Annotated in this window: 26 protein-coding genes; 16 read left to right on the forward strand and 10 right to left on the reverse strand. The window is 73.9% G+C overall.

Going from position 1 to position 21,954, the window contains the following annotated elements; genetic code table 11:
* On the forward strand, positions 1-737 hold a 737-nt coding region (locus GA0070562_RS25195; RefSeq protein ID WP_091426793.1), incomplete at its 5' end, for an ABC transporter ATP-binding protein.
* 61 nt (positions 738-798) lie between these two features.
* On the opposite strand, the gene GA0070562_RS25200 is transcribed toward GA0070562_RS25195, so the two are convergent.
* Complete coding sequence (locus GA0070562_RS25200) at positions 799-1,368, reverse strand: GNAT family N-acetyltransferase (protein ID WP_091426796.1); 570 nt, start codon at positions 1,366-1,368, stop codon at positions 799-801.
* Between the two features lie 60 nt (positions 1,369-1,428).
* Positions 1,429-2,235, reverse strand: a complete 807-nt coding sequence (locus GA0070562_RS25205) for an SDR family oxidoreductase (protein ID WP_091426798.1) — start codon at positions 2,233-2,235, stop codon at positions 1,429-1,431.
* Positions 2,236-2,328: 93 nt separating this feature from the next.
* Here GA0070562_RS25205 and GA0070562_RS25210 point away from each other — a divergent pair, with 93 nt between their 5' ends.
* Positions 2,329-2,718: a hypothetical protein gene (locus GA0070562_RS25210; RefSeq protein WP_091426801.1), complete on the forward strand. Its 390-nt coding sequence runs from the start codon at positions 2,329-2,331 to the stop codon at positions 2,716-2,718.
* Between the two features lie 32 nt (positions 2,719-2,750).
* On the opposite strand, the gene GA0070562_RS25215 is transcribed toward GA0070562_RS25210, so the two are convergent.
* Positions 2,751-3,458 carry a B3/B4 domain-containing protein gene (locus GA0070562_RS25215; RefSeq protein ID WP_091426803.1) on the reverse strand — a complete coding sequence of 236 codons (708 nt, stop codon included), beginning with the start codon at positions 3,456-3,458 and terminating at the stop codon, positions 2,751-2,753.
* A 31-nt stretch (positions 3,459-3,489) separates the two neighbouring features.
* Positions 3,490-4,098: a LysE family translocator gene (locus GA0070562_RS25220; protein WP_091426806.1), complete on the reverse strand. Its 609-nt coding sequence runs from the start codon at positions 4,096-4,098 to the stop codon at positions 3,490-3,492.
* 29 nt (positions 4,099-4,127) lie between these two features.
* Here GA0070562_RS25220 and pdxR point away from each other — a divergent pair, with 29 nt between their 5' ends.
* Positions 4,128-5,606, forward strand: coding sequence for a MocR-like pyridoxine biosynthesis transcription factor PdxR (pdxR, locus tag GA0070562_RS25225; RefSeq protein WP_091426808.1), 1,479 nt, complete (start codon positions 4,128-4,130; stop codon positions 5,604-5,606).
* Positions 5,607-5,657: 51 nt separating this feature from the next.
* Here the strand turns inward: pdxR and GA0070562_RS25230 are convergent, their stop codons facing one another.
* The gene (locus tag GA0070562_RS25230) at positions 5,658-6,671 is read right to left on the reverse strand and encodes a helix-turn-helix transcriptional regulator (RefSeq protein ID WP_091426811.1); all 1,014 of its coding nucleotides are present in this window, start codon (positions 6,669-6,671) and stop codon (positions 5,658-5,660) included.
* Between the two features lie 44 nt (positions 6,672-6,715).
* On the opposite strand from GA0070562_RS25230, the gene GA0070562_RS25235 reads away from it, so the two are divergent.
* On the forward strand, positions 6,716-7,192 hold the full coding sequence (locus GA0070562_RS25235) for a hypothetical protein (protein WP_091426813.1): 477 nt from the start codon (positions 6,716-6,718) through the stop codon (positions 7,190-7,192).
* Complete coding sequence (locus GA0070562_RS25240) at positions 7,192-7,647, forward strand: hypothetical protein (RefSeq protein WP_091426816.1); 456 nt, start codon at positions 7,192-7,194, stop codon at positions 7,645-7,647. The genes GA0070562_RS25235 and GA0070562_RS25240 overlap by 1 nt, the downstream gene beginning before the upstream one ends.
* Here the strand turns inward: GA0070562_RS25240 and GA0070562_RS25245 are convergent.
* The gene (locus GA0070562_RS25245) at positions 7,622-8,302 is read right to left on the reverse strand and encodes a TetR/AcrR family transcriptional regulator (protein ID WP_091426818.1); all 681 of its coding nucleotides are present in this window, start codon (positions 8,300-8,302) and stop codon (positions 7,622-7,624) included. The two genes, GA0070562_RS25240 and GA0070562_RS25245, sit on opposite strands and share 26 nt — an antisense overlap.
* Positions 8,303-8,417: 115 nt before the next feature.
* Here GA0070562_RS25245 and GA0070562_RS25250 point away from each other — a divergent pair, with 115 nt between their 5' ends.
* The 5 genes from GA0070562_RS25250 to GA0070562_RS25270 all read left to right on the forward strand — a co-directional run bounded on the left by GA0070562_RS25250 (position 8,418) and on the right by GA0070562_RS25270 (position 13,783).
* Positions 8,418-9,923, forward strand: a complete 1,506-nt coding sequence (locus GA0070562_RS25250) for a flavin-containing monooxygenase (protein WP_091426819.1) — start codon at positions 8,418-8,420, stop codon at positions 9,921-9,923.
* Complete coding sequence (locus tag GA0070562_RS25255) at positions 9,916-10,947, forward strand: SDR family NAD(P)-dependent oxidoreductase (RefSeq protein WP_091426821.1); 1,032 nt, start codon at positions 9,916-9,918, stop codon at positions 10,945-10,947. The genes GA0070562_RS25250 and GA0070562_RS25255 overlap by 8 nt, the downstream gene beginning before the upstream one ends.
* Positions 10,944-11,783, forward strand: coding sequence for an alpha/beta fold hydrolase (locus GA0070562_RS25260; protein WP_091426823.1), 840 nt, complete (start codon positions 10,944-10,946; stop codon positions 11,781-11,783). The genes GA0070562_RS25255 and GA0070562_RS25260 overlap by 4 nt, the downstream gene beginning before the upstream one ends.
* Before the next feature lie 69 nt (positions 11,784-11,852).
* Positions 11,853-12,503, forward strand: coding sequence for a GntR family transcriptional regulator (locus GA0070562_RS25265; RefSeq protein ID WP_091426827.1), 651 nt, complete (start codon positions 11,853-11,855; stop codon positions 12,501-12,503).
* The gene (locus tag GA0070562_RS25270) at positions 12,500-13,783 is read left to right on the forward strand and encodes an MFS transporter (protein ID WP_091426829.1); all 1,284 of its coding nucleotides are present in this window, start codon (positions 12,500-12,502) and stop codon (positions 13,781-13,783) included. The genes GA0070562_RS25265 and GA0070562_RS25270 overlap by 4 nt, the downstream gene beginning before the upstream one ends.
* A 76-nt stretch (positions 13,784-13,859) precedes the next feature.
* Here the strand turns inward: GA0070562_RS25270 and GA0070562_RS25275 are convergent, their stop codons facing one another.
* Positions 13,860-14,273, reverse strand: a complete 414-nt coding sequence (locus tag GA0070562_RS25275; protein ID WP_091427075.1) for a hypothetical protein — start codon at positions 14,271-14,273, stop codon at positions 13,860-13,862.
* Between the two features lie 139 nt (positions 14,274-14,412).
* On the opposite strand from GA0070562_RS25275, the gene GA0070562_RS25280 reads away from it, so the two are divergent.
* From GA0070562_RS25280 to GA0070562_RS25300, 5 genes are all read left to right on the forward strand, one after another.
* Positions 14,413-15,501, forward strand: coding sequence for an S-(hydroxymethyl)mycothiol dehydrogenase (locus GA0070562_RS25280; protein WP_091426831.1), 1,089 nt, complete (start codon positions 14,413-14,415; stop codon positions 15,499-15,501).
* Positions 15,498-16,127, forward strand: coding sequence for an MBL fold metallo-hydrolase (locus GA0070562_RS25285; RefSeq protein WP_091426833.1), 630 nt, complete (start codon positions 15,498-15,500; stop codon positions 16,125-16,127). The genes GA0070562_RS25280 and GA0070562_RS25285 overlap by 4 nt, the downstream gene beginning before the upstream one ends.
* Before the next feature lie 133 nt (positions 16,128-16,260).
* Positions 16,261-17,346, forward strand: coding sequence for a DUF3626 domain-containing protein (locus GA0070562_RS25290; protein WP_254663869.1), 1,086 nt, complete (start codon positions 16,261-16,263; stop codon positions 17,344-17,346).
* Positions 17,347-17,557: 211 nt separating this feature from the next.
* A complete protein-coding gene (locus tag GA0070562_RS25295; protein ID WP_175438871.1) occupies positions 17,558-18,283 on the forward strand; it encodes a hypothetical protein in 726 nt (241 codons plus the stop codon).
* 396 nt (positions 18,284-18,679) lie between these two features.
* Entirely contained in the window at positions 18,680-19,231 is a 552-nt protein-coding gene (locus GA0070562_RS25300; protein WP_091426838.1) for a hypothetical protein, read from the forward strand.
* Positions 19,232-19,282: 51 nt separating this feature from the next.
* On the opposite strand, the gene GA0070562_RS25305 is transcribed toward GA0070562_RS25300, so the two are convergent.
* The gene (locus tag GA0070562_RS25305) at positions 19,283-19,525 is read right to left on the reverse strand and encodes a hypothetical protein (RefSeq protein WP_244255400.1); all 243 of its coding nucleotides are present in this window, start codon (positions 19,523-19,525) and stop codon (positions 19,283-19,285) included.
* Entirely contained in the window at positions 19,522-19,863 is a 342-nt protein-coding gene (locus GA0070562_RS25310) for a hypothetical protein (RefSeq protein WP_091426840.1), read from the reverse strand. The genes GA0070562_RS25305 and GA0070562_RS25310 overlap by 4 nt, the downstream gene beginning before the upstream one ends.
* Positions 19,864-19,933: 70 nt before the next feature.
* Here GA0070562_RS25310 and GA0070562_RS25315 point away from each other — a divergent pair, with 70 nt between their 5' ends.
* Positions 19,934-20,491, forward strand: a complete 558-nt coding sequence (locus GA0070562_RS25315; RefSeq protein WP_091426842.1) for a helix-turn-helix domain-containing protein — start codon at positions 19,934-19,936, stop codon at positions 20,489-20,491.
* Here the strand turns inward: GA0070562_RS25315 and GA0070562_RS25320 are convergent.
* Positions 20,464-21,918, reverse strand: coding sequence for an MFS transporter (locus GA0070562_RS25320; protein WP_091426844.1), 1,455 nt, complete (start codon positions 21,916-21,918; stop codon positions 20,464-20,466). The genes GA0070562_RS25315 and GA0070562_RS25320 overlap by 28 nt on opposite strands.
* Positions 21,919-21,954 lie beyond the last annotated feature (36 nt).

Below are 21,954 nucleotides of genomic sequence, written 5' to 3' on the forward strand. Positions count from 1 at the left end.
TCTTCCAGGACCCGTACGCGTCGTTGAACCCGCGGCACACGGTCGGGCGGATCGTGGCGATGCCGTTGCAGGTCAACGGGATCACCCCGCCCGGCGGCGTCAAACACCGCGTCCAGGAACTGCTGGAACTGGTCGGCCTGAACCCGGAGCACTACAACAGGTACCCGCACGAGTTCTCCGGCGGGCAACGCCAGCGCATCGGCATCGCCCGCGCCCTGGCATTGAAACCGAAACTGATCGTGGCCGACGAACCCGTCTCCGCGCTGGACGTGTCCATCCAGGCGCAGGTCATCAACCTGCTACGCGACCTGCAAAAAGATCTGGACCTGGCGTTCGTGTTCATCGCCCACGACCTCGCCGTCGTCCGGCACTTCTGCCACCGCGTCGCCGTCATGTACCTCGGCAAGATCGTCGAGATCGGCGACCGCGACACCATCTACACCCGCCCTCAGCACCCCTACACCCGAGCACTGCTGTCCGCCATCCCCGACGTCACCGCCCTCGGCCCCGCCGGACGCATCCGCCTCACCGGCGACGTCCCCACCCCACTCAACCCACCATCAGGCTGCCGCTTCCGCACCCGCTGCTGGAAAGCCACCGACCACTGCGCCACCGAAGAACCCGCACTCGTCACCCGCGACAGCGGCGGGCAGCTCACCGCCTGCCACTACCCCGAGAAGCAAACACCACTCGATGCGGTCAGCGGAGCCGAGCCCGTCGGCAACGAACCCCCCTGACCCACGACGGGCCGAGGGCATCCTTGCAACGGCTCGACCTTGACCAGGGGACGTCGAGCGGTCACAGCGGTGACGGGTCGTCGCGCAGCCGGCTGTAGAGCCAGCCGTCACGCCAGGCGCCGGCCCGGAACTCACAGGCCCGCAATACCCCCTCCAGTTGGAAGCCGGCCTTCTCCAGCGATCGCTGCTCGGCAACGTTCTCGGCATGGGTGCCGGCCTGGATGCGCTGCGCCGGGGTGTGGCTGAACAGGTAGTCGCAGAGCAGCGCCTGGGCCCGCCAGCCGAGACCCCGGCCGCGCCACTCGGGCAGCAGCACGATGCCGATCTCCCAGTACGGTGCCCGCCCGCCGTACTGGCCCTGGCGATAGCTGAGGAATCCGGCGGCGACGTCGGAGGGCTCGACCTGGACGATCAGGCCGCCCACCTGCTCGCCGAGATAGCCGTCCTCGGCGAAGCGGCGGGCCGGCGCGGCGGCGTCCCGGAAGCCGGCCCAGTCGAGCCCGATCAGCCCGGGTTCGACAGCGAAACGGCGTAGCATCGCCAGATCGTCCTCGGCCACTGGGCGCAGTCGTACGGTCGAGCCGGGCGCCTCGTGCACGATGCCGGCCACCAGCGGATGAGAACTGTGCATCCTCCGAACCGTAGTGACGGGCCGGGCCGCCCGCTGCCCGCGCGCCGGGCGGCCGACCGCCTAGACGGAACGCCACGAATCCGAAGGCAGCGCCGAGGCCTGCGGACCCATCAACAGCATCCCTCCGTCCACCGCCCACGACGCCCCCGTCACGTACGCCGCAGCCGGCGAGGCGAGCATCGCCACCACCGCCGCCACCTCCCGGGCGTCACCGGGCCGTCCCACCGGCACGCCGGGACGCTCCTGCGTGAACGGGTCGACGTCCTCCTGCCCGGTCATGGGCGTGGCGATCTCACCCGGGGCCACCGCGTTGACGGTGATCCAGTCGGCCGCCAGTTCCTGCGCCATCACCTTCGTGAGCAGGCCGAGCCCGCCCTTCGCGGCGCAGTACGCCGACGAGCCGACCCGGGGCGCGTGCTCGTGCACGCTGGTGATGTTGATGATCCGGCCGCCCCGCCCGGCCGCGCGCATCCGCCGGGCGGCCCGCTGCGAGCACAGGAACGGGCCGTCCAGGTCGACCGCCAGCACCTCCCGCCACGTCTCCCAGCTCACGTCCACGAACGGCTCGGACAGGCCGGTGCCGGCGTTGTTGACGAGCACGCCCAGACCGCCGAGCCGGTCGGCCAGCTCGTCGACCACCGCCGCCGCCTCGGGGAGCCGGGTCAGGTCCAGCTCGGCGGTCTCGCAGCGGCGGCCGGTGGCGCGTACCTCGGTGGCGGTGCGTTCGGCGCCCGCCGCGTCGCCGTGCCAGGTGATGCCGATGTCGTAACCGGCGTCGGCGAGCGCCACCGCGCACGCCTTGCCGATGCCGGAGTCCGCGCCGGTGACGACCGCGACGCGGTCGTAGTCCTCGTATCGTTCGGGCATGTCCGCGCACTACCCGTGGGTGGCGACCTCAACCGGCCGGACGACCCAGGCTCGCCCGGCGGTTTCGTCGGGCCCGCTCGCTAGGGTACGGGCGTGATCGCCGATGACTCCGATGCCGTGACATTCCGCTTCCTGCGCATGATGCGTGCCGAGATAGGCGCCGAACGGGTGGGGGAGGATTCGCTCGGCCGCACCGTCGACCTGGCCCGGCGCTGGTGGGGCACCGGCGACGCCGCCGACGCGCGACTCGCCGACGCGCTGCGGGAGCTGCACGGCGAGCCGGTCGACCTGGCCGATCCACACGACGTGGCGGGTGCCGCGAGTGCTCTGACCGCCGACGGCGGTCTGCTCACCGAGCCGGACCCGCGCGGCGCGGCGATTGCCCGGTTCGCCGCCAACGCTCGCCGGCTGCGCACGGGCGAGATCACCCCGGCCGAGTTCGACGAGCTGATGGCGCGCGACCGCACCGACCCAGACGCCTGACCACGAGGCGGTCGGCGCATCACGTCGGCGGGTCAGCCCGTCCGGACCGGCACGGCGAACTCCGGCGCCTCCGCGGTGAGCAGCGCCGTCCGTGACGGCACGCGCCACAGTTCGTCCAGCGCCGCCGCCAGGTCGTCCAGCATCCGGCGTACGGTCGGCGCCGCGCCCTCGTGCATCGCCTCGACCACCACCAGCACCTCGGTGGTGCCGGCTCGTACCGCCGACGCGCCGCTCTGCCGGTGGCACCAGCGCCGGGCGTGCGCGTGTCCACCCTGGTCGGCGAAGATCACCTCGCCGGGTGCGGGGCGCTCGCTCTCGCCGCCGAGCCCCAGGTAGTGCTCCGTGCCGTCGGCCGGGCGCACGGTCAGGTCGCCGTCGATGCGGGCCAGGTCGAGCACCGCGACCGGCACCGCGTACCGGGTGGACAGCGCGTTGCCGAGGTCCACGAGCGGATGCAGCCGGGGCAGATCCCCGTCCCGCCGCAACCGGCGCAGCAGCGACTCGGCCGCGCAGCGGTAGCGGGTCGGCGGGCAGCCCATCCGGGTGAACGCGCGACGCCACGCCTGGATCTCCGGGAAGCCACCCTCCGGCCCGGCGGCGAGCCGGTCCCGGGCGGTGCCCAGATACCCGGCCAGCCGTGGCGTCACGTCGACGTCGGGCGTGACGCCCGTGGCATCCAGGACACCGCAGGTCAGTTCGGGGAAGGCCGACCAGGTCTCGGGGGAGTGACGGAAACGCACGGGAGGACTCCTTGCAGGTGGTGAGGACGGGTCAGGCGGTGAACGCGAGGCCGAGGCCCAGGACGAGGAAGCTGCCGGCGAAGGCGTGCCGCAGCAGCCCGGTCAGCCGGGGCCGGGACAGCACCCGGCGGCGCAACGCGCCGGCCAGGAGCGCGTACCCGGCGAACACCAGCAGCGTGACGCCCATGAACACCAGGCCGCAGGCGAGCATGCGCACCGGGGCGGCGGGCGTGTCCGGGGGTACGAACTGCGGCAGGAACGCCACGAAGAACACCGTCACCTTGGGGTTCAGCAGGTTCAGCAGCACCCCGTCCCGGAACACGGCCGCCGCCGGACGCGGGGGCCGGTCACCGTCGAGGGCGAACGCGCCCCGGTCGCGCAGCGCCGACCAGGCCATCCAGAGCAGGTACGCCACACCCAGCCAGGTCACCACGCGGAACGCCGGGGTGCCGGCGCGCAGCAGGGCGGCCAGGCCGGTCACCGCGGCGATCACGTGCGGGACGAGGCTGAGCGTGCCCCCGGCGGCAGCGGCCAGGCCGGCCCGGCGTCCGGCGGTCACGGCGGTGGCGAGCGTGTGCATCATCCCGGTGCCCGGAGTGATCGCGACGACGAGCGAGGTCAGCAGGAACGCGACTGTCATGCGGTCCAGCCTGTGACCATAATGGTCCGATGGACAGGGCCAAAGTCATCGTCGTCGAGGAGTCCAAAGCGGCCGGCGCGGATTTCCTCCAGCTCGACGTCGGCGAGGCGCCGCCCGGTGGCCGCGCGGACTGGCTGGCCGCCCGGCTGCGGTCCGCGATCGCCGACGGCCGGGCGCCGGTGGGCACCCGCCTGCCGGCGAGCCGGGTGCTCGCCGCCGAGCTGGGCGTCTCGCGGGGCGTGGTGACCGAGGCGTACCAGCGGCTGGCCGAGGACGGGCAGGTGGCCGGGCGCGGCCGGGCCGGGACGGTGGTGGTCGCCACGCCGGCCGCCGTGGTCACCCGGCCGTCCGAGCCGAGGAGAGCACCGGAGGTGTTCGCCACCCGGCCCGGCTTCGACGCCTTCGACGCGTTGCGCGCCGTACCCGCGCAGGTGGACCTGACTCCCGGCGTACCCGATCTGGCGGTCTTTCCCCGCGCGGCCTGGTTGCGGGCCGAGCGGGCCGTGCTGCACCGGATGACGCCCGCCGCGTTCGGCTACGGCGACCCGATCGGGACGCCCGCGCTGCGACTGGCGGTCGCGAACTGGCTGGCCCGCAGCCGGGGCGTCCGCGCGGACCCGGCGGAGGTGGTGATCGTGGCCGGGGTGTCCCAGGCGCTCGGCCTGCTCGCGCGCGTGCTGCACGACCGGGGTACGCACACCGTGGCGGTGGAGGATCCCGGCTCCCTCGGCGTACGGCAGCACCTGGCCTACTCCGGGCTGGCGACACCGCCGGTGCCGGTGGACGACCGGGGACTGTGCGTCGACGAGCTGGAGCGCTCCGGCGCGCCGGCCGTGCTGCTCACCCCGGCGCACCAGTTCCCGACCGGTGTGGTGCTCGACGGCGACCGGCGCCGGCGGCTGCTGCGGTGGGCACACGACGGTGGCCTGGTGGTGGAGGACGACTACGACGCCGAGCACCGCTACGACCGTCCGCCGGTGCCGGCGCTGCGTGCCATGGCGCCGGACCGGGTCTGCTACGTCGGCAGCATCTCCAAGCTGCTCGCGCCGGCGCTGCGGATCGGCTGGATGCTGGTGCCGCCCGCGCTGCACGCCGGCGTGGTGGCCGCGAAGCGGGCGGCCGACCTCGGCAACGCGGCGTTGCCGCAGCTCGTGCTGGCCGAGCTGATGGAGTCCGGCGCGCTGGAACGGCACCTGCGGCTGCTGCGCCACCGGCACGTACGCCGACGGGACGCGATGATCCGGGCGGTCCGCGCGTACCTGCCGGGGGCTGTGGTGCACGGCGCGGCGGCCGGGCTGCACCTGATGGTCACGCTGCCCGGCGACGTCGACGACCGGGCGTTGGCGGCGGCGGCGCTGCGCCGCGGCGTCAAGGTCCACCCGCTGTCCTGGCACGGCCAGCGCCCGCAGCCACCCGGCCTGGTCCTCGGGTACGCGGCGACCCCACCCTCCGACATCGACCGAGCCCTCGCGACGGTGGCCGACGCACACCGAACCCTGCCTGGTTGATCAAGGAGTTCGTGTCCGAGTCGATCTCCCCGAAGGACACAAACTCCTTGATCAACCGGGGAGAGGCGGGGCGGGCAGCGGGGCGGGCGGGGACGGCGGGGAGTAGAGGGCGGCCAGGGCGGCGGCGGTTTCGGACAGGCGGGCGCGCAGCGGGGCGGGGGAGAGGACCTCCACCTCGGCGCCGAGCCGGAGCAGGTCGCCGTGGGCGTGGGTGAGCGACTCGATCGGGACGACCGCGTGCACCCATCCGGCGCTGTCGGGCGGGCCGGCGCTCGCCTCCGCGGCGGCCACCACCACGTCGCTGCCGACCTCGCGCAGCCGGGCGAACCCGCGCGGCGACAGCCGGATGCGCGCCTCGTCGCGGTGCAGACCGGCCCGGAACTCCACCACGTGCGCGCGCCACCAGGCCGGCAGGTCGAACTCCGGCCGCTCGAACGGCTCGTCCAGCGGGGTCAGGTCGAGGATCTGGTTGACCCGGTAGGTGGCCGGGTCGGCGCGGTCCGGCCGGGCGGCGACCAGATACCAGCGCCCGCCCTTGAGCACCAGCCCGTACGGTTCGAGGACCCGGGTCGTCTCGCCCCGCCAGCCCCGGTAGCGCACCCGGACCCGGTGCTGCCGCCACACCGCCTCGGCGGCCTCGGCCAGGTGCGGCGACGGGTCGCCGTCGGAGTACCAGCCCGGTGTGTCCAGGTGGAACCGCTGCTCCAGCCGGGCCGCCCGGTCGGCCAGCGGCGCGGGCAGCGCGGCCCGCAACTTGAGCTGTACGGCGGTGACGACCGACTGGTAGCCCAGCTCGGCGGCCGGTCCGGGGAGCCCGGCGAAGAGCAGCCGGTCGGCCTCCTCGGCGGTCAGCCCGGTCAGCCGGGTCCGCCAGCCCTCCACGAGCCGGTAGCCGCCGTCGTGTCCGGCCTCGCCGTACAGCGGGATGCCGGCGGCGTGCAGCGCCTCCACGTCCCGGTAGACGGTGCGCGCCGACACCTGGAGGCGGGCGGCCAGGTCGGCGGCGGTGAGCCGGCCGTGCGCCTGGAGGAGCAGCAGGATGGACAGGAGTCGACTGGCCCGCATTCCACTGACACTAACTGTCAGGGGAGCGGTCCTACCGTGCCCGCATGGCTTTTCACGACAAGGAGCTGACCGTTCCGGGGACCGTCGAGGTCGGCGGCCGGCACGTCAAGCGCTACCACATGGACCAGCCGGACCGTCGCCTCGAACCGCGCGTGGTCGACGCCGCGTACGCGTACCTTCCGAAGCTGCTGCCCGGCCCGGACGGCTCCACCCCGCCGGCCAGCTGGGTGGTGCTGCACCGGGGCGCGGACACCGGGGCATACCTGCTGGCGTACAGCTGGTTCTTCGACAACGTGGTCGAGTGCCGCATCGCGATCGCCGGGCAGCCCGCGCTGGACTGCCCGGACGACGACCCCGCGCACTTCGTCGACCTGACCCGCCCCGGCGTCGGCTGCGTCTGGGAACTGGGCGTGCTGGAACACGAACGCACCGCCTGGATCCGGCACGTGCTCGCGCCGGACCGGCCGGACCTGGCCGGCTACCTGGCCGACACCCGGGCCGAGGGACCGGTGGGGTTCTGATGGGCGACTTCGACTTCCTCGTCGGCACCTGGGACGTGACCAACCGGCGCCTGCGGCAGCGCCACGTCGGCGGCGACGACTGGGACGAGTTCGCCGGCGTCAGCGAGGCGCGCTCGTTCTTCGACGGCGCGGGCAGCTTCGACGAGATGCGCTGCCCGAGCCGGGGTTTCTCCGGCTCCTCGGTGCGCGTCCTGAACCCGGCGACCGGGCTGTGGTCGATCTACTGGATGCACAGCGCGCGGGGCGTGCTGGAGCAGCCACCGGTGGTGGGCCGGTTCACCGACGGCGTCGGTGAGTTCTACGCCGACGACACCGACGAGGGGCGGCCGGTGCGCTGCCGGTTCCTCTGGTCGGCGGTCACCCCGGTCTCCTGCCGGTGGGAACAGGCGTTCTCCACCGACGGCGAGCGCACCTGGGAGACCAACTGGGTCATGGAGTTCCGCCGGGCGGCGTGACCGGCGGCGTGGTGGTCCGGTAGATCGCGGTCAGCCACACGTCGAGCAGCACGTCGACCACGTCGCGCTCGGCCACCGCCGGGCCGTCCCCGGCGAACGTGGCGTACCAGACGCGTTCGTTCATCGAGTTCAGCGCGATGGCGAGGTCCCGGGCGGGCAGCCCGTCCGGGGCCGCGCCGCGGGCGCGTTCGGCCTCGATCGCGGCCTGCACCGCGCGGACCCACCGTTCCAGCACCTCGGCCCAGAGCCGCCGCACCTCGGCGTTGGTGCCGCGCACCTGGGCGCAGGCCAGCACCACGTCCCGGTGCCCGCCGAACGTGGCGTGGAACCGGGCGATCAGCTCCCGCCAGTGGGCGCGCGGATCCTCGGCGAGCCGTTCGAACACGCCCCCGGCGGCGGCGTCGGCCTCCTCGGTGACGCGGTCGAGCAGTGTGAGCAGTACCGCGTTCTTGGACGGGAAGTAGAAGTAGAACGTGGGCCGGGAGATCCCCGCGCCGCGAGCCAGGTCGTCGATGGAGATGTCGGCGAAGGGGCGCTGGGTCAGCAACCGCTCGGCCGTGGCCAGGATCGCGGTCTCCCGCTCGTCGCCGGTGGACCGCCCGGCCCGCCGCCCGCGCGTCGGCGCGGTGCCGGTCGGCGTACGGGCGGTCGTCATGTCGGCTGATGCTACACCCGCTCGACACCGTGTCGATTCGACTCGACACGGTGTTGACTGCGGTCGAGGGCGATGGATAGTGTCCGATCCACCGCCGGTGCGAACGGGAGAAGCGATGGCCGCAGACCACGTCGACGTCCTCATCGTCGGGGCCGGCCTGTCCGGCATCGGCGCCGCCGTCCACCTCGGACGGGAGTGCCCCGGCAAGACCTACGCGGTGCTGGAGGCCCGGGGCGCCATCGGCGGCACCTGGGACCTGTTCCGCTACCCGGGCATCCGCTCCGACTCCGACATGTACACCCTCGGCTACTCGTTCAAGCCGTGGACCGACCCGAAGGCCATCGCCGACGGCGACTCCATCCGGGCGTACGTGCGCCAGACCGCCCGCGAGTACGACGTGGAGCGGCACATCCGCTTCCACCACCGGGCGGTACGCGCCGAGTGGGACAGCGCCACCGCGCGCTGGACCGTGCACGCCCACCGCGACGACACCGGCGAGGACGTCACCATCACCTGCGGGTTCCTGTTCACCAACTCCGGCTACTACCGCTACGACGAGGGCTACACGCCGCAGTTGCCCGGCGTCGAGCGGTACGCCGGCACGCTCGTGCACCCGCAGCACTGGCCCGAGGACCTGGACTGCACCGGCAAGCGGGTCGTGGTGATCGGCAGCGGCGCCACAGCTGTCACCCTGGTCCCGGCCATGGCCGAGCGGGCCGCCCACGTCACCATGCTCCAGCGCTCACCCACGTACGTGATCGCGCTGCCCTCGCGTGACCCGTTCGCCGACGCCGCGCGGCGCTGGCTGCCCCCGAAGGCCGCTTATGCGGTGGCCCGGTGGAAGAACGTCACGCTCGGCGTGGCCAACTTCCAGCTCAGCCGCCGCGCCCCCGGCGTGGTGAAGCGGTTCCTGCGCCGGGCCGCGAAGGGCCGGCTCCCGTCCGGGTACGACGTCGACAGGCACTTCTCGCCCCGCTACAACCCGTGGGATCAGCGGCTCTGTGTGGTGCCGGACGGGGACCTGTTCGCCGCGCTGAGCGCCGGCCGCGCGTCGGTGGTGACCGACACCATCGACACGTTCACCGAGCGGGGCATCCGGCTCGCCTCCGGCGAGGAGCTGCCCGCCGACGTGGTGGTCACCGCCACCGGCCTCAACCTGCTCGCGCTCGGCGGCATGACCCTGACGGTGGACGGCGCCGGGGTCGACCTCGCCTCGACGGTGGCCTACAAGGGCATGATGCTCTCCGGCGTGCCGAACTTCGCCATGACCATCGGCTACACCAACGCCTCCTGGACGCTCAAGGCCGACCTCGTCGCCACGTACGTCTGCCGGCTGCTGCGCCACCTCGACGAGACCGGCCGGCAGATCGTCACGCCGCTCGCGCCCGACACCGACGACCTGGTGCCGATCATCGACCTGCAGTCCGGCTACGTGCTGCGCGCGGTCGACCAGCTGCCCAAGCAGGGGCCGCAGGCGCCGTGGCGGCTGCACCAGAACTACCCCCGCGACGTACGCCTGATGCGGCACGGCCCGCTCACCGACGGCGTGCGGTTCGACCGCGCCGGCGCGCCCGCCACCGCCCCGGCCGCCACGACCAGCTCCGGAGGAACCGATGCGTGACCTCGTCTTCCCCGGCGGCACGGCGGTGCTCACCGGCGCGGCAAGCGGGATCGGCGCGGCGCTGGCCCACGGGGTGGCCCGGCGCGGCGCCGACCTGGTGCTGCTCGACCGGGACGCCGACGGCCTGGCCGCCACTGTCGCCGCGATGCAGGCGGCGTACCCGGACCGGCAGGTGGAGACCCACGTGGTCGACCTGGCCGACGCCGACGCCACCGACCGGGTCGCCGCCGAGATCCACCGCGCGCACCCCCGGATCCGGCTGCTGATCAACAACGCCGGGGTGGCGCTGGGCGGGCGCTTCGACCAGGTCACCCTGGACGAGTTCCTCTGGGTCATCGAGATCAACTTCCGGTCGGTGGTACGCCTGACCCACGCGCTGCTGCCCGCGCTCAAGGCCGAGCCCGGCGCCCACCTGGTGAACGTGTCCAGCCTGTTCGGCCTGATCGCGCCCGCCGGGCAGGCCGCGTACTCGGCGAGCAAGTTCGCCGTACGCGGCTTCACCGAGGCGCTGCGCCACGAACTCGTCGACGACGGCATCGGTGTCACATCGGTGCACCCGGGCGGCATCCGCACCCGGATCGCGGCCAGCGCCCGCGTCGGCAGCGGCGTCTCACTCGAGGAGTACGAGGCCGGGCGCAAGCAGTTCGAGAAGCTGCTCACCATCGACCCGGCGACCGCCGCCGAGGTGATCCTGCGCGGCGCGCAGCGCCGCCGCGGCCGGGTGCTGATCGGCTGGTCGGCGAAGGTGCCCGACCTGCTCGCCCGCGTCGCCCCCGCCGGCTACGGCAAGGTGCTGGCCCTGGGCATGCGCCAGCGCCCGGCCCGGCCCGCCGAGACGTCCGCGACGCAGCCCGCCACCCCGGCCCGGCCCGCCGCCGCGCCCGCGACGCAGCCCGCCACCCCGGCCCGGCCCGCCGCCGGCCCGGCCGCCGAGGCGCCCGCCGTCGCGACCGACGCCGACGTGCCGGTGCCGTCTCCCCGTACCGGCGAGGAAGTTGCGCCGGAGCCCGGACGCCGGGCGTGACGCTCGCCCTGCCCCCGGCCGACGAGCGCACCGTCGACGGACGGCGTACCCGGTGCCGGATCAGCGGCGACGGGCCGCCCGTGGTGCTGCTGCACGGCATCGGCCGCACCCTCGACGACTTCACCGCCCTGCACGCCGCGCTGGCCCGCGACCACCTGGTGCTCGCGGTGGACCTGCCCGGGCACGGTGGCTCCGCGCCGCTGGACGGCCCGCACACGCTCCCGGCCCTGGCCGCCGCGGTGGCCCGGTTCCTGGACGCGGCCGGGGTGACCGGCCCGGCGCACCTGGTCGGCAACTCCCTCGGCGGGGCCGTGGCCATGCGGCTGGCCGCCGACGTGCCGCAGCGCGTCGCCAGCCTGGCGTTGCTCAACAGCGCCGGCTTCGGCCGCGAGGTGACGGTGGCGCTGCGGCTGCTGGCGGTACGCCCGCTGGCCCGCCTGCTGCTGCGCCCCGATCCGAGGATCATCCGCCGGACCGAGCGGGCCATCTTCTTCGACCCGGCCTACGTCACCGACGAGCGGATCGCCCTCGCGCTGGCCGTGGCCGGGCAGCCGCACGCCGCCCGGGTGATGCTGGAGCTGGTCCGTGACCTGGGCACCTGGCGTGGCGTACGTCCGCAGTGGCGCGCCGAGCTGCTCGACGCGGTGGCCGCGCTCGACCTGCCCACGCTGCTCGTCTGGGGCGAGCGCGACCTGGTCCTGCCCGCCGCGCACCTGGCGTACGCCCGCGCCCGGCTGCCGGACGCGCGCAGCCACCTGTTCCGCGACACCGGGCACATGCCGCAGATCGAGCGGACCGCCGAGGTGGAGGCGCTGCTGCGGGAGCTGTGGGCCTGACCGTGGCCTGCGCCACTGTCCCGGCCCGCGCCGGACCGTCCGGGCGGCCCGGGGAGCAAGCTTAGATACATGACGCATCCCAGCCGGGTCGCGCCGTCCGCCGCCGAGCGGGCGTACCGGCACCTCAAGCAGGCCATCCTGGAACAGGTCTACCCGGGCGGCCAGCTCGTCAGCGAGGGCGAGATCGCCGAGGCGACGGGCGTGTCCCGGACCCCGGTCCGGGAGGCGCTGCTGCGGTTGGAGACCGAAGGGCTGGTCAAGCTATACCCGAAGCGCGGCGCGCTGATCCGGCCGGTGTCGGCCCGGGAGATCGCCGACGTCATCGAGGCCCGCCGCCTGGTCGAGCTGCACGCCGCCGACCGGGTCTGGTCGCGCCGCGCCGAGCTGCGCGCCGACCTGGCCCGCTGGCTGGACGAGATGCGCCGCGCGCACGCCGCCGGTGACCTCACCGCGCTGATGTCCGCCGACCGCTCGTTCCACGCTGCCGTGGTCGAGGCGGCCGGCAACGAGATCCTCGCCGAGCTGTACCACCGGCTGCGTGACCGGCAGCTGCGTATGGGCGAGGCGAGCTTCCGGCTCTCGCCCGGCTGGGCCGAGGTCGCTCTCACCGAGCACGCCGGTCAGCTCGCCGCGCTCGACGGCGACGACCCGCAGGCGTGGCACGACGCGGTCGCCGCGCACATCGACACCGCCGCGCGGATGCTCGGAACGCTGCGGTGAGCGTGGCTCGCCGGCCCGCCGCCCTGGTGTACGCGGTGGCGCTGACCGCGTACCTGACCGCCGTGTTCCATCGCAGCTCGCTCGGCGTGACAGGGGTCGACGCGGCGGAGCGCTTCCACATCAACGCCGCCGCGCTCGCCACGTTCTCCGTCGCCCAGCTCGCCGTCTACGCCGTCATGCAGATCCCGGTCGGGGTGCTGCTGGACCGCTACGGCTCGCGCCGGCTGCTGCTGGCCGGCGGCGCGCTGATGGTGGCCGGGCAGCTCATGTTCGCCGTCGCCGGCGACGTGCCGCTCGCGGTCGCCGCCCGGGTGCTCGTCGGCCTCGGTGACGCGATGACGTTCATCAGCGTGCTGCGCATCGTCGCGTTCTGGTTCCCCGGCCGGCGCAATCCGCTGCTGGTGCAGCTCACCGGCACCGTCGGCCAGCTCGGCGCGGTGCTCGGCGCCGTACCCCTGGTGCTGCTGCTGCACCGCGCGGGCTGGACCCCGGCGTTCCTGACCGCTGCGGCGCTCGGCGCGACAGTGGTGCTGCTGATCCTCGTCGCGGTGCGCGACACCCCGCACGCCGAGCACGCCACCGCACTCGCCCCCGACCTGGCCACCGTGCGCCGCCGGCTCGCCGAGGCGTGGGCCCAGCCGGGCACCCGGCTGGGCCTGTGGACGCACTTCGTCACCCAGTTCTCCGGCTCGGTGTTCGCGCTGCTGTGGGGCTACCCGTTCCTGGTGCAGGGACAGGGCTTCTCGCCTACCGCGGCGGCCGGGCTGCTCACCGTCATGACGATGGTGACGCTCGTGTGCGGGCCGGTGCTCGCGCACCTGTGCGCCCGCTACCCCTTCCACCGCTCGGTGCTGGTCTTCGCCATCACCGCCGCCACCGCCGGGATGTGGGCGGTGGTGCTCGTCTGGCCCGGCCGGGCGCCGCACGCGCTGCTGGTGGCGCTCGTGGTGGTGCTCGCGGTCAACGGCCCCGGCTCGATGATCGGGTTCGACTACGCCCGCTCGTTCAACCCGGTGCACCGCATCGGCAGCGCCACCGGCATCGTCAACGTGGGCGGTTTCGCCGCCTCGATCGTGCTGATCCTGGCCGTCGGCCTGGTGCTCGACCTGGCCACCCCGGCCGGGCACGACGCGCCGCCGCTGTCCGCGTTCCGCTGGGCGTTCGCGGTGCAGTTCCTGCTCTGGGCGCTCGGCGCGGCGCAGGTGCTGCGCTACCGCAACGCCGCCCGCCGCCGGCTCGCCGACGAGCGGGCCGCCGCGACGGTCGCGGCACCCGCCTGAGTACGCGGGCAGTCCGGCGGCGCGCGGATGGCCCGGCGGTGGGCGGGCGGTCCGGCGCGGCTTCGGCTCGGGCGGCTCAGTGCCGGTGGCGGACCAGCGAGTCGAGCACCAGCGTCAGCCCCGCACCGACCAGCCACACGTCCTTGGCCAGGCCGATGCCCGCCTGGCTCGGCCGCAGGCTGCTGCCCTCGCGCATGCCCGGCGTCTTCAGGTAGAGCTGCACCAGCCCGGCCCCGAACGCGGTGAGCGCCGCGCCGGCCAGCAGCGACGGGACGAACGGGGCGAGCAACGCCGCGCCGAGCGCCATCTCGCCCCGGGACAGCAGCACGGCGAACCGGTCCGGCGGGATCTGCCGCAGCTGCGGCATCGCGCCGGCCGCCATGCCGTGCATGCCCGCGGCGGCCTCGCCCTCCAGGGTCCGCTTGCCCAGCCCCGAGTTCAGGATGTACGCGCCGATGGCGACCCGCAGCGGCGCATGCGACAGCCTCATGATCACTCCCGTCCCACCTGGTAGAACCGGCACACCGGGTACCCGGTCATGACCAGGACAATCCGCCGGGCTTCATTGGTTCGGGGGTCATGATCAGCGGTAGGTTCTGGGTGCAGACGCATGCAACGAAGGAGGCACCGTGAGCCAGGAAGTCCGGGGAGTCGTGTCGCGGCGCAAGGGCGCGCCCGTGGAGGTCACCACCATCGTGGTGCCGGACCCGGGGCCGGGCGAGGCGGTGGTCCGCATCCAGTCGTGCGGCGTCTGCCACACCGACCTGCACTACCGCGAGGGCGGCATCAACGACGACTACCCGTTCCTGCTCGGCCACGAGGCCGCCGGCATCGTGGAGCAGGTCGGCGACGGGGTCACCGACGTGGCGCCCGGCGACTTCGTGGTGCTCAACTGGCGCGCGGTCTGCGGGCAGTGCCGGGCCTGCCGGCGCGGCCGACCGTGGTACTGCTTCGCCACCCACAACGCGACGCAGAAGATGACCCTCACCGACGGCACCGAGCTGACCCCCGCACTGGGTATCGGCGCGTTCGCCGAGAAGACGCTCGTGCACGCCGGGCAGTGCACGAAGGTCGACCCGTCGGCCCGGCCGGCGGCGGTCGGCCTGCTCGGCTGCGGCGTGATGGCCGGTCTCGGCGCGGCCATGAACACCGGCAACGTGACCCGGGGCGACTCGGTGGCGGTGATCGGCTGCGGCGGCGTCGGCGACGCGGCGGTGGCCGGCGCGGCCCTGGCCGGCGCGACCACGATCATCGCGGTGGACACCGACTCCCGCAAGCTCGACTGGGCGCGCAAGTTCGGCGCCACCCACACCGTCAACGTCTCCGAGGCCGACGCGGTGGAGGCCATCCGGGAGGCCACCGGCGGCTTCGGCGCCGACGTGGTGATCGACGCGGTCGGCCGTCCGGAGACGTGGAAGCAGGCGTTCTACGCGCGCGACCTGGCCGGCACCGTCGTGCTGGTCGGCGTGCCGACCCCGGAGATGACTGTCGACCTGCCGCTGCTCGACGTCTTCGGCCGCGGCGGCGCGCTCAAGTCCAGCTGGTACGGCGACTGCCTGCCCAGCCGCGACTTCCCGATGCTGACCGAGCTGTACCGGCAGGGCCGGCTGGACCTGGACGCGTTCGTCACCGAGGAGATCGCCCTCGACCAGGTCGAGGAGGCGTTCGCGCGGATGCACCACGGCGACGTGCTGCGCTCGGTGGTGGTCTTCCCGTGACCGCCCGCGTCGACCACGCCGTCACCTCCGGCACGTTCTCGCTCGACGGCCAGACGTTCGACGTGGACAACAACGTCTGGGTGATCGGCGACGACGCCGAGTGCGTCGTCCTCGACGCGCCGCACGACGTGGCGGCCATCCGCGAGGTGATCGGTGACCGGCGGGTGGTGGCGATCATCGCCACCCACGCCCACGACGACCACGTCCGGATCGCGCCCGAGCTGGCCCGGGCCACCGGCGCGCCGGTGCTGCTGCACCCGGCCGACCGGGTGCTGTGGGACATGGTGCACCCGGACACGGCACCGGACGGCGAGCTGACCGACGGGCAGACGTTCACCGTCGGCGGGACCACGCTGCGGGTGCTTCACACGCCCGGCCACAGCCCCGGCGCATGCAGCCTGTACGCCCCCGACCTGGGCGCGGTCTTCACCGGCGACACGCTGTTCGCCGGTGGGCCGGGCGCGACCGGGCGGTCGTACAGCGACTTCGGCACCATCGTCGAGTCGATCCGTACCCGGCTGCTCACGCTGCCGCCGGAGACGGTGGTGCACACCGGGCACGGCGACGACACCACGATCGGGGCCGAGGCGCCGCACCTGGACGAGTGGATCGCCCGGGGCCACTGAGGACACCCGCCCGAGCGGGCCCGGCCGGATGATCCGGTCCGGGCCCGCTCGCGCGTCTGGTCGCGGCCGGACCCGTCGCAGGCGAAGAAAACCGCGTGGCCGGGCGGCCTCCCGTCCGGTGATACTCGGGCCCATGCCCGTCGCCACCCTCACCGACGCCCAGTCCGCCGCGCTGCGCCACGTCCGCGACGTCGCGCTGCGCGACCGCCCGGCGGCGCTCGCCGTCATCGCCGGTCACCTCGCCCCCTCGGACGCCACGTACCGGTACGAGGAGGTCGTCGCCGCGGTGACCGGGTACGGGTGCCTGACGCTCAACTTCCACCCCGACCGGCTGCTGCGGGACGGCCGCACCGTGGTCGAGGCGCTGGACGAGGAGGGCGTCTACCGCAGCCAGTTCGAGACCGGCATCTCCAACGGCGGACTGACCGCGTACCCGGGCGGCGACCGGGACGTCTGGGAGCAGGCGATGTTCGGCGGCGCGTACCAGCGTCCCGGCGTGCCCCCGGCGGAGCGCCCGAAGTACGGCGGCCTGAACCTGCTCGACCACGCCGACGGCGCGTGCCCCCGGTTCGGTTCCTGCCACCTGCGGCTGCGCCCGGAGGTGCTGGCCCGGGCCACGTTCAGCTTCGGTGACAGCCACGTCGAGCCCACCGAGTTCGGCACCGTCGACGTCTTCGAGCCGGTGTTCGCGGCGCTGCTGACCGCCACCGCCGGCACCGGCGTCGCCCTGGGCGTGGCCGGCATGGACACCGGCGCGCTGCTGCGGACGCTGCTGCGCCGCCGGGAACGGGAGTCCGGGCGGGTCGGCCGGGCGCTGGACGACTACATCGAGGCGCAGGTGCACGGCGAGATCAGCCTCGCCCGCGACGTCGAGGCGCTCGTGGTGGACCCGTCGTTCCGCGGCACCGATGTGGGGCGGCGCCTGGAGGGCATCGCCGGGCGGCACGGCCTGACGCTGCGCTTCCACCCCGGCTTCGTGCTGCCTGTCGACGGCGTGGACGCCGATTTCCGCGGCCCCGACATCCCGCCGCTCGCCGTACGGGTGGCCGCCGAGTTCGCCCGCCCGGGGGAGCCGCTGCACGCGGCGCTCGTCGGCCGCGCCGCCGCCTCGGTGGTTCGCGACCCGCAGCGCTGGGCCGACCGGGGACCGTCCGCGGTGACGCTCCAGCACCTCAAGCAGCTCTGGCACGTGCTGGTCCGGTTCGGCGTTCCGGCCTGATCGTCCCGGTCCGCCGTAGGCACGACCCTGCTGTCCGGAATCCCGTGTGACCTGGACCGCAGCCTCGGCTCTGCCCGGCATTTCCGGAATGACCGACACAGTGGGCTCGTTGTGTCCCCCGTACCGCCGGAACCCAAACACCTACCCGGCGGTAGTCCCTCGAGGGGCGCTCACCCCGGAGCGCGTCGTAACGATCGAAAGGGCAACCATCGTGAAGCAGCACTTCACTCGATGGCTCCCCGCCATCGCGAAGACCGCCGTCGCGAAGACCGCCGCCGTCTCCCGTAACCGCCGTGCCGCGCTGAGCGTGGCGGGGGTGGCCGTACTGGGCGGCCTGGCCGTCGGCCCCGTCGCCGTGGCCGCGCCGGTCACCAGCGGGCCGCACGCCGGTGCCAAGGCCGCCATCGACCTGGCCACCGGTAAGAAGACCTCCACCGAGACGGTGAAGCCCGGACAGACCACCGGCCTGGACAAGGTGCCGACCAGGGCCGACCGGCCGGCCAAGGAGAAGCTCGTGCCGCACGGCGTCGAGGGCGCGCAGTCGCGCATCCCGCTCGACGACGCGCAGCTCGACAACGCCAAGGCCATCGTCGAGGCGGCCAAGGAGACGGGTGTGGGGGAACGGGGCGCCGTGATCGGCGTCGCGACCTCGCTCCAGGAGTCGAAGCTGTACAACCTGGGTCACCTCGGGACGTACAACGACCACGACTCGGAGGGCCTGTTCCAGCAGCGCCCGTCGTCCGGTTGGGGCACGTCCGAGCAGATCACCGACCCGGACTACTCCAGCAAGGCGTTCTTCAACGCGCTGAAGAACGTCGGCGGCTGGCACGAGCTGCCGCTGACCACCGCCGCGCAGACGGTCCAGGTGTCCGCCTACCCGTACGCGTACGCGCAGTGGGAGGAGCAGGCGGCGGACATCGTCCAGCAGGTCTGGTAATCCGACACCAGCAGAACCGGCCGGCCCCTTTCCCGGGGGTCGGCCGTTCTCGTCGATCTTGGGGTGATGGCACCTCGCAGACCTCGTGTACCGGACATCCGGGGACGCCGCAACGCCGAGATCGGCGGGGCGGTGGGGAGTGTGGGCGCGGTGTCCGGTCCGGCAGTGGTCGGCGGCACTCCGTAGGCGGAATCGGGGCCGGGCGGGTGGCGTTGTAACCCGGTGCGCGACCGGAGCGGCGCCGCCGAGCGCCCCGGAGGGAACAACCCCCGGCGGCCGGTCGTTGCAGATGCACCCGGCACGCTCCGCGCTGCCGGACCCCCGAGATCCCCTTGAGCGCCTGACGGTGCCCACGCGTCCACCCCCGGATGCGTCGACCCCCGAACGGAGCCCATCATGAACACGATCCTGCGCAAGAGCATCCTCGGTATCGCCGGTCTCGCCTTCACCGGTGGCATGTTCGCCGGTCCGGTCGCCGCCCACGCGGCGGACACCGCCGTGCCGGCCGCCGTCGCGGTCCAGGGCGTGAGCCCGCAGGGCGCGCAGTCGCACGTGGACCTGAACGACGAGCAGCTCGCCAACGCCAAGGCGATCATCGCGGCCACCAAGAAGGCGGGCCTGCCCGAGCGCGCCGCGGTCGTCTCGATCGCCACCGCGCTCCAGGAGTCGAAGCTGGAGAACCTGGGTCACCTGGGTGACCGCAACGACCACGACTCGCTGGGCCTGTTCCAGCAGCGGCCGTCCAGCGGCTGGGGCACGCCGGAGCAGATCACCGACCCCGAGTACTCGACGCTGGCGTTCCTCAAGGGCCTCAAGCAGGTCGACGGCTGGCAGGACATGCCGCTGACCGAGGCCGCGCAGACCGTGCAGGTCAGCGCCTACCCCGACGCGTACGCGCAGTGGGAGAAGCAGGCCGCCGAGATCGTCGCCGAGCACTGGAACAAGTAAGACCTGACGAGAGGCCGGCACCCGGATCGGGTGCCGGCCTCTCGTGTGCCCTCAGCCGCGGTGCCCGGCGAGCCACGACAGCGCCGGTTCGACCACCGACGGGTCCAGCGGCTGCTTCGCCTCGTCCCGGCACGCCCGCAGCGACGGCGGGCCGGGCTGGCGGCGCAGCACGTGGGTGACATCCGGCAGCACCCGGGTATGTACCGGTCCGCCCGCGTGCGCGGCGACGACCGGCAGGTCCGCCGGGTCGGTCTGGAGGTCCTTGTCGACGGTGAGCGCGCGGTCGACGGTCACCGCAGCACCGCGGCGGCCAGGGCGGTTGCGTCGTCGGCGCCGATGAGCAGGGAGTCGTACGCCTGGCCGGTGAGGGTGATGCGGACGGCCGGCTGGCCGCCGCGGACGCTGACGAACTCCTTGCCGGCCTTGCCGCGCCAGGTGCCGACGTTGCGCGTGCGGGGCACGCCGAGTCCGGGCGCCCGGATGCCGCGGGTGGCGCGGGCGCCGTCCGGTACGACGACGGCGCCGCTGACGGCGGAGCGGGGGAACGACAGGTCGCCGCGCAGGGCCCAGACCTTCTCGGCGGTGGTGAGCCGGACGTCGATGCGGTCGGGGGTGAGGTCGATGGTGGCCATCGGCGAACTCCTCAGTTCTGTTATCGTTGCTGAGAACATTACCGGGGGCGATAACAAAAGGGGAGCCACAGTGGCACTCGACACCGTGGAGCTGCTGATGCACCCGGTCCGGCTGCGCATCGTCCAGGCGTTCCTGGGCGGCCGCACGCTCACCACCACCGACCTGCGCACCGAGCTGAGCGACGTGCCACCGGCCACGCTCTACCGGCAGGTCGCCACGCTCGCCGACCACGGCGTGCTGCACACGGTGGGGGAGCGGCGGGCCCGCGGCGCCGTCGAGCGCAGCTACCGGCTCCACGAGGCCGCCGCGTCGGTGGACCCGGACGAGGCCCGGGCCATGAGTCCGCAGCGGCACCGCCAGGCGTTCCTCACCTTCGTGGCGGGCCTGCTTGCCGACTTCGACGGCTACCTCGACCGCGGCGACACCGACCTGGCCCGCGACGTGGCCGGCTACCGGCAGAACGCGTTCCACGCCACCGGCGCCGAGACCGCCGAGTTCGTCACCCGGTTCCGCGACCTGTTCGCCGAGTACGCGGCGCTCGGCCCCGGCCCCGGCCGCACCCGGCGGCTGCTCACCACCGTCCTGCTGCCCGCCGCCGATCAGGAGCGGCCCGCAGAGCGCCGGTGACCGAGCGCGATGTCCGCCACGGCGGCGCCGAGCGCCAGCACGACGATCCCGGCGGCGAGCAGCAGTGAGTGGCGGAATGCCGTACTCCAGTCGCCGCGGTCGGCGGCGAGCGTCGAGAAGAACAGCGCGCCCACCGCGGCGATGCCGGCGGCCGACCCGATGCGCTGGCCGGTCTGGAGCATCCCGGCGCCGCTGCCGGCCATCGGCACCGGCACCTCGGACAGCGTGAGCGTCTGGTTCGGCGCGATCACCAGGCCGCTGCCCAGCCCGGCGACGAGCAACGGCAGCGCGGTCCGCAGCGGTACGTTCTCGTGCGGCCCGCCGGCCAGCACCAGGTCTGTCGCGACCAGCCCGGCCACCACGGCCAGCAGCCCGATCGCGACGAGCGGACGGCCGTAGCGGGTGACCACCCGGCCGCCGAGCGCGGAGGCGAGCGCCGAACCGAGCGCGAACGGGGTGATCGCCAGGCCCGCCACGAGCGCGCTGTAGCCGAGCCCCATCTGGAGATAGAGCGTGAAGATGAAGAAGATCGCGGTGAACCCGGCGAAGTAGATCAGGCCGATCAGCGCGCCCAGCGTGTACGAGCGCACCGTGAACAGCCGCAGGTCGAACAAGGGCTGGGCGCGCCGGGCGTACCGGTGCTCCCAGAGCGCGAACCCGGCGAGCAGCAGCAGGCCGGCGGGGATCAGCAGCCACTTGCCCGGGCCCCGCCACTGCTCCCGCTGCACCAGGGGCAGCAGGATCACCGTCACCCCGGCGCCGAGCAGCAGCACGCCGAGCGGGTCGAGCCGGCCGCGTCCGGCGGGGTTGGTCGGCCGGGTCGGCATCAGCCGCCAGCCGAGCAGCATCGCCACGATCCCGACCGGGATGTTCACGAAGAACACCCACCGCCAGCCGTGCTCGGCGCCGCCGAGCTGGATGAGCAGCCCGCCGAGCAGCGGACCCACGGCGGTGGAGATGCCGATCGTCGCGCCCAGCAGCCCGAACGCCCGGCCCCGGTCCGCGCCCCGGAACAACTCCTGGATCATGCCGCTGACCTGGGGGTTCACCACACCTGCGGCGGCACCCTGGACGAGCCGGGCGACGACCAGCCACTCCGGCGAACGGGCCAGCCCGGCGAGCGCGCTGGTGAGCGTGAACAGGCCCACCCCGACCACGAACGCCGTACGCCGCCCGCGCGCGTCGCCGAACCGCCCGGCCGGCACGAGCACCAGACCGAACGTCAGCGCGTACCCGGACAGCACCCACTGCAGGTCGCTCGGCGTGGCCTGCAACGCACGGTCGATCGACGGCACCGCGACGTTGACGATGCTGACGTCCAGCAGCGTCATGAACGCCGCGATCAGGCCGACGCTCAGCGCGCGCCAGCGGCGCCGGCCGTCGTACCCGGTGTCCTGCACCGGCGTCGACGACCGGCCCTCGCTCATCGTGCCCCCCACTGACCGTCGATCACCCGACTCCGA

It is taken from the genome of Micromonospora tulbaghiae, from assembly GCF_900091605.1.
Lineage (GTDB): Bacteria > Actinomycetota > Actinomycetes > Mycobacteriales > Micromonosporaceae > Micromonospora > Micromonospora tulbaghiae.